A 5,279-nucleotide genomic window follows, 5' to 3' on the forward strand; every position below is an offset into this window, starting at 1 on the left:
ACGAGGGGCTGGGCACGCCCGGCCACCACCCCTACGTCAACCGCGACTCCCAGGGCCGCTCGGCCCTGGATGCCGCCCGGGCCGCGGTGCGCTTGTCCGGGACCGACCTCGCCCCCGACTCCCCCACGGTCGTGAGCGGGTACTCCCAGGGCGGAGGCGCGGCCGCGGCCGCCGCCGAGATGCAGCCCCAGTACGCACCGGACCTCAACCTGGTGGGGATCGCCGCGGGCGCCCCGCCGTCGGACATGCTCGGCACCCTCGACCGCGTCGACGGCGGCGTCCTCACCGGGGCCGTCGGGTACGCCATCAACGGGATCCTGCAGGTGCACCCCGAGCTGCGTCCGGCGTTCGACCGGCAGCTCAACGACGAGGGCAGGCGCATGCTCGAGGTGACCTCGACGCAGTGCGTCGCCGAGACCGCGTTCGCCTACGGTCTGCGCCGGACCACCGAGTTCACCACGCACGGCAACTCGCTGGCCGACGCCGCCCGGTCCGAGCCCGAGATCCTGCGGGTCCTCGAGGGCTACAACCTCGGCCGCGTGGCCCCCACGGTCCCCGCGATGGTCTTGATCGGGCGCAACGACGACGTGGTCCCCCACGACACCGCGGTCGACCTGGTCCGGGACTGGTGTGCCCGGGGCGCCACGGTGGAGCTGCGTACCGCGGAGCTACCGGCTCTCGCGCCGGGGCTGGTGATCGACCACGCCCTGCCGATGCTGGCCGAACGCGCCACCAACGCGCGCTACCTCATGGACCGGGTGCACGGCCTGCCGGCCCCGGACTCCTGCGGCACCGTCTGACGCCGGACCACGGAGGGGACCGCCGGGTGGCGGGCCCCTCCGTCGTCCGTCAGGGCAGGTTGTGGTGGAAGGCCTGCTCCTGCGCGAGGCTGTCGATCCGCCAGCCCTCTGCGGTCCGGACGAACCCGAGCACGTACCAGAGCCCGTAGAAGAACACCTGCTGGTCCTTCTCCTCCACCGGCCGCAGGGCCATCGGGTTGAAGCACATGCAGCGTCCGGTCGCGGTGTCGCCGTCCAGGGTCACCGCGAGATTGCCCATCAGGTGCTGGGTGGAGGCGAAGATCGGCAGCATCTCCGCCAGCCAGGCGCGCACCGCCGGATAGTCGTCCGCGGGCCCGCCCGAGGCCTCGTAACTCACCCGGGCGTCCGGGGTGAACACCCTGTCCAGTCCGTCGAAGTCACGGGCGTCGATACAGGTCGCGTACCTGGTCACCAGGTCCTGGAGGTCCCAGCGATCGGACAGCTCGACCAGTGTTCGACTCATGCCCACTAGGCTAACGTGGCCCGCATGCAGTTCGAGCAGGAATCCCGCGCCCGCCAGGCGATAGAGCAGCTCAAGTACCGGTACTGGCGGGCCTGCGACGCCAAGGATCCGGAGGGGTTCCGGGCGTGCTTCGTCGCCGAGGGCGGCCTCCTGGACTTCGGCCCGCTCGGCCGCACCGACCCGGACACGATGGTCGGGATCTTCCGTCAGATCGCCCTGGCCACCGCCTCCGACGGCGGACCCCGCATCCTCGACATGCACCACGGCCTCATGCCCTCCATCGCTGTCGAGGACCCGGCGGACGGGGGCGCGCCGCGGCGCGCCACCGGCACCTGGACGTTGCAGTTCCGTCAGGTGGACCGGGAGAACGGCACCGAGACCCTCTCCACCGGCGAGTACTCCGATGTCTACGTGGTGGAGAGCGGCCGCTGGGTGATGGCCGAGTGCCTGTTCTCCCCGGGGTGGTCGATCACGCGCTCCCTCGACAGCGCGACCGTGACCTTTCCCGAGGTCCACACCGTCCGCGGAGACGAGACGGCAGCCGCGACCGCCGGGGTCGACTCGTGACCGCGCGCGTCGCCCTGGTCACCGGCGCCAGCCGCGGCGTCGGCAGGGGGGTGGCCACCGCACTCGCGCAGGCCGGGTGGACGGTCTACGTGACCGGCCGGTCCGCCGAGCGCCTGCAGGGCACGATCGACGCGGCCTCCGGCGCCCCGGGCGAGATCCGCCCACTCGAATGCGACCACTCCCGGGACGACGAGATCGTCGCCGTCGTCGCCCGGATCGCCGAGCAGGCCGGACGCCTGGACCTGCTGGTCAACAACGTGTGGACCAACCCCAAGGGCTTCATGGGGTTCAACGGCAAGTTCTGGGAGCGGCCCGCCGGCGACTGGGACGCCCTCATGGGCGTCGGTCTGCGCGCGCACTACGTCGCCAGCTGCGAGGCCGCCAAGGTGATGGTCCCGCAGGGGTCGGGCCTGATGGTCAACATCTCGTCCTTCGGGTCGCGCTCGCCGTTCCACACCGTGCTCTACGGGATGAGCAAGACCGCCCTGGACAAGATGGCCTCGGACATGGCGCACGAGCTCGTCGGGACCGGCGTGTCCACCCTGTCGCTGTGGCTCGGCCTCATCCGCACCGAACTCATCCTGTCGTTGGGGATGGACGACTTCAACGGCTTCCCCCTGGACCGGGCCGAGGACCCGACCTTCGTCGGCCGCGTGATCGTGGCACTGGCCGACGATCCGTCGCTGCCGGCGCTGAGCGGGTCCACGGTGATCACGGCCGAATACGGTCGCGAACACGGGGTGACGAACGACGACGGCGAGGTACCGCTGTCGCACCGGGGCGCCTTCGGCGGTGGTCCGCTCTTCCCGCCGGTGACGGACGAGCAGCTGGGGATCACGACGGTCGACGAGGTAGCCGAGGCCGGCGGGCACAACGGATTCGTGGGGAGGTGACGGTGTCTCCCCGAGGGATCGGCGAGTTCGACGACCCGCTGGAGCGCCTCGAACGCAACGAACGCCAGGCCAGCCAGGCCATCCGCTACGTCCTGCTGTCCGCCTCGGCCGTGGTCATCTTCGCGGTCGCGCTCGTCGCGGTGGGCGGCGGCATCGGCGAGGAGTGCACGGAACCCGGCGGCACGTGCCTGACCTCCGACCGGGTCGAGGTGGTGCTGCTGCCGCTTCTGCTGTCGGTGATCCTGTCCGTGACCGCGGGGGTCAAGACCTACCGGCGGTGGAAGCAGCACATCAGGTGGCGGCCGTGGCTGTTCGCCAGCTACGCCATGTGGATGATCACCACCACCTACCTGATCGGCTCGTCCTCGGCGGTGTTCGTGCAGGTGGGCTGACCCCTCCCCCCGACCGGGACCTCACACCGCCCGGTTCTCTCACCGCCCGGCCCTCTCACGGCACGATGTTGACCATTTTCCCCGGCACCACGATGACCTTCTTGGGGGTCGCTCCGGCGAGGTTGGCCTGCACCTTCTCGTCGGCCAGGGCCGCCGCCTCGACCTCGGTCGGCGTCGCGTCCGCAGGGACGGTGATGCGCGAGCGCACCTTGCCCTTGATCTGCACCGGGTACTCCACCGAGTCCTCGACCAGGTAGGACTCGTCGTGCTCGGGGAACGGGCCGTGGGCCAGCGAGCCGGCGTGCCCGAGCCGCGACCACAGTTCCTCGGCCAGGTGCGGGGCGACGGGGGCGACCATCAGCACCAGAGGTTCGACGGCCGACCGCGGCGCTCCCGGCCCCTCGGTCGGGTAGGCCTTGGTCAGGTGGTTGACGTACTCGATGAGCTTGGCGATCGCGGTGTTGTCGCGCAGGCCCGCGAAGTCGTCGCGGACCCCCGCGATGGCCTTGTGCAACGCCTTGAGCACGTCCTGCGGCGGCTCCTCCTCGGTCACCCGGGCCTGCCCGGTGGACTCCTCGATCACCACGCGCCACAGCCGCTGCAGGAAGCGGTGCGCCCCCACGACGTCCTTGGTGGCCCAGGGCCGTGAGGTGTCGAGCGGGCCCATGGACATCTCGTACACACGCAGCGTGTCGGCGCCGTACTCGTCGCAGATCTCGTCGGGGGAGACCGAGTTCTTGAGCGACTTGCCCATCTTCCCGTACTCCTGGAACACCTCGGGGGCGTCCGGGGAACCGTCCAGGTAGAACTTCCCGTCCCGTTCCTCTACATCTGCAGCAGGCACGTACACGCCGCGTGCATCGGTGTACGCGAACGCCTGGATGTACCCCTGGTTGAACAGCCTGCGGTAGGGCTCCTCGCTGGTCACGTGCCCGAGGTCGAACAGGACCTTGTGCCAGAACCGCGAGTAGAGCAGGTGCAACACGGCGTGCTCGACTCCACCGACGTAGAGGTCCACTCCCCCGGGGTCGCCCTCGCCGTGGATCTCGGGCCGCGGACCGGTCCAGTAGCGCTCGTTCTCCAGCGCGCACAGCTCGTCCGGGTTCGTGGGATCGATGTAACGCAGCTGGTACCAGCTGGAGCCGGCCCAGTTGGGCATCACGTTGGCGTCGCGGGTGTAGGTCTGCACGCCGTCGCCGAGATCCAGCTCGACGGTCATCCACTCGGTGGCCTTGGCCAGCGGCGGGGAGGGCATCGAGTCGGGGTCGTCGGGGTCGAAGGACACGGGCTTGTAGTCCTCGACCTCGGGCAGCTCGACGGGCAACATCTCGTCGGGAAGCGCGTGCGGGACGCCGTCCGAGTCATAGACCACGGGGAACGGCTCGCCCCAGTAGCGCTGGCGGGCGAAGAGCCAGTCCCGCAGCTTGTACTGGACGGTCCCCTCGCCGGTGCCCTCGCCCTCCAGCCAGGCGATGGTGGCGGCCTTGGCCTCGTCCACGTCCATACCGTCGAGAGACAGCCCGCGCTCGTTGGTCGAGTTCACGGCCACGCCGTCGCCCGCGTACGCCTCGGCACGCACGTCCAGCTCACGCCCGTCTGCCGGCGCGACCACCTGCACGATCGGCAGACCGAAGGCCGTGGCGAACTCGTGGTCGCGGGAGTCGTGGGCGGGCACGGCCATGATCGCGCCGGTGCCGTAGCCCATCAGCACGTAGTCGGCCACGAACACCGGGACCTGCTCGCCGTTGACCGGGTTGACGGCGTAGGAGCCGGTGAAGACGCCGGTCTTGTCCTTGTTCTCCTGGCGCTCCAGATCGGACTTGGTGGCGGCCCGGCGGCGGTACTCCTGCACGGCCTCGGCCGGCGAGGAGTGCCCGCCGGTCCAGCGCTCGTCCAGCCCGTCGACGGCGCCGCCCACACCGTCCACCCCGCCGGGAGCGTCGCCCGCCTCAGGCCAGAACGGCCCGGCCAGCTCGTCGACCAGCGGATGCTCGGGCGAGAGCACCATGTAGGTGGCGCCGAACAGCGTGTCGGGGCGGGTGGTGAACACCTCGATGGACTTCTCCGCCACGGCGAAGCGGACGCGTGCGCCCTGCGAGCGGCCGATCCAGTTGCGCTGCATGGACTTGACCTTGTCGGTCCA

6 protein-coding genes are annotated in these 5,279 nt (G+C 70.5%); 4 read left to right on the forward strand and 2 right to left on the reverse strand.

Translation table 11 applies throughout. The features are described 5' to 3' along the window. Nucleotides 1-800 (forward strand): lipase family protein (locus G6028_RS05865; RefSeq protein ID WP_241730577.1); only part of this gene is annotated, 800 nt, incomplete at its 5' end. 49 nt (nucleotides 801-849) lie between these two features. On the opposite strand, the gene G6028_RS05870 is transcribed toward G6028_RS05865, so the two are convergent. Further along, on the reverse strand, nucleotides 850-1,284 hold the full coding sequence (locus G6028_RS05870; protein WP_182658316.1) for a nuclear transport factor 2 family protein: 435 nt from the start codon (nucleotides 1,282-1,284) through the stop codon (nucleotides 850-852). Nucleotides 1,285-1,308: 24 nt separating this feature from the next. On the opposite strand from G6028_RS05870, the gene G6028_RS05875 reads away from it, so the two are divergent. The 3 genes from G6028_RS05875 to G6028_RS05885 are packed head-to-tail and all read left to right on the forward strand — an operon-like array spanning nucleotide 1,309 to nucleotide 3,136. Next, entirely contained in the window at nucleotides 1,309-1,851 is a 543-nt protein-coding gene (locus G6028_RS05875; protein ID WP_182617425.1) for a nuclear transport factor 2 family protein, read from the forward strand. Next, on the forward strand, nucleotides 1,848-2,744 hold the full coding sequence (locus tag G6028_RS05880) for an SDR family NAD(P)-dependent oxidoreductase (protein WP_182658317.1): 897 nt from the start codon (nucleotides 1,848-1,850) through the stop codon (nucleotides 2,742-2,744). Before G6028_RS05875 ends, G6028_RS05880 begins: the two co-directional genes overlap by 4 nt. A 2-nt stretch (nucleotides 2,745-2,746) precedes the next feature. After that, complete coding sequence (locus G6028_RS05885) at nucleotides 2,747-3,136, forward strand: hypothetical protein (RefSeq protein WP_179523973.1); 390 nt, start codon at nucleotides 2,747-2,749, stop codon at nucleotides 3,134-3,136. Nucleotides 3,137-3,191: 55 nt separating this feature from the next. Here G6028_RS05885 and G6028_RS05890 read toward each other — a convergent pair. Further along, nucleotides 3,192-5,279, reverse strand: a 2,088-nt coding sequence (locus G6028_RS05890) for a class I tRNA ligase family protein (protein WP_182658318.1), incomplete at its 5' end; no start/stop codon positions are given.

The organism is Dietzia cercidiphylli (assembly GCF_014145145.1).
Classification (GTDB): domain Bacteria; phylum Actinomycetota; class Actinomycetes; order Mycobacteriales; family Mycobacteriaceae; genus Dietzia; species Dietzia natronolimnaea.

Excerpts from the sequence above, each read along its gene's own strand:
- G6028_RS05870 (WP_182658316.1), bottom strand. The coding sequence starts at position 1,284 with ATGAGTCGAACACTGGTCGAGCTGTCCGATCGCTGGGACCTCCAGGAC.
- G6028_RS05875 (WP_182617425.1), top strand. The coding sequence starts at position 1,309 with ATGCAGTTCGAGCAGGAATCCCGCGCCCGCCAGGCGATAGAGCAGCTC.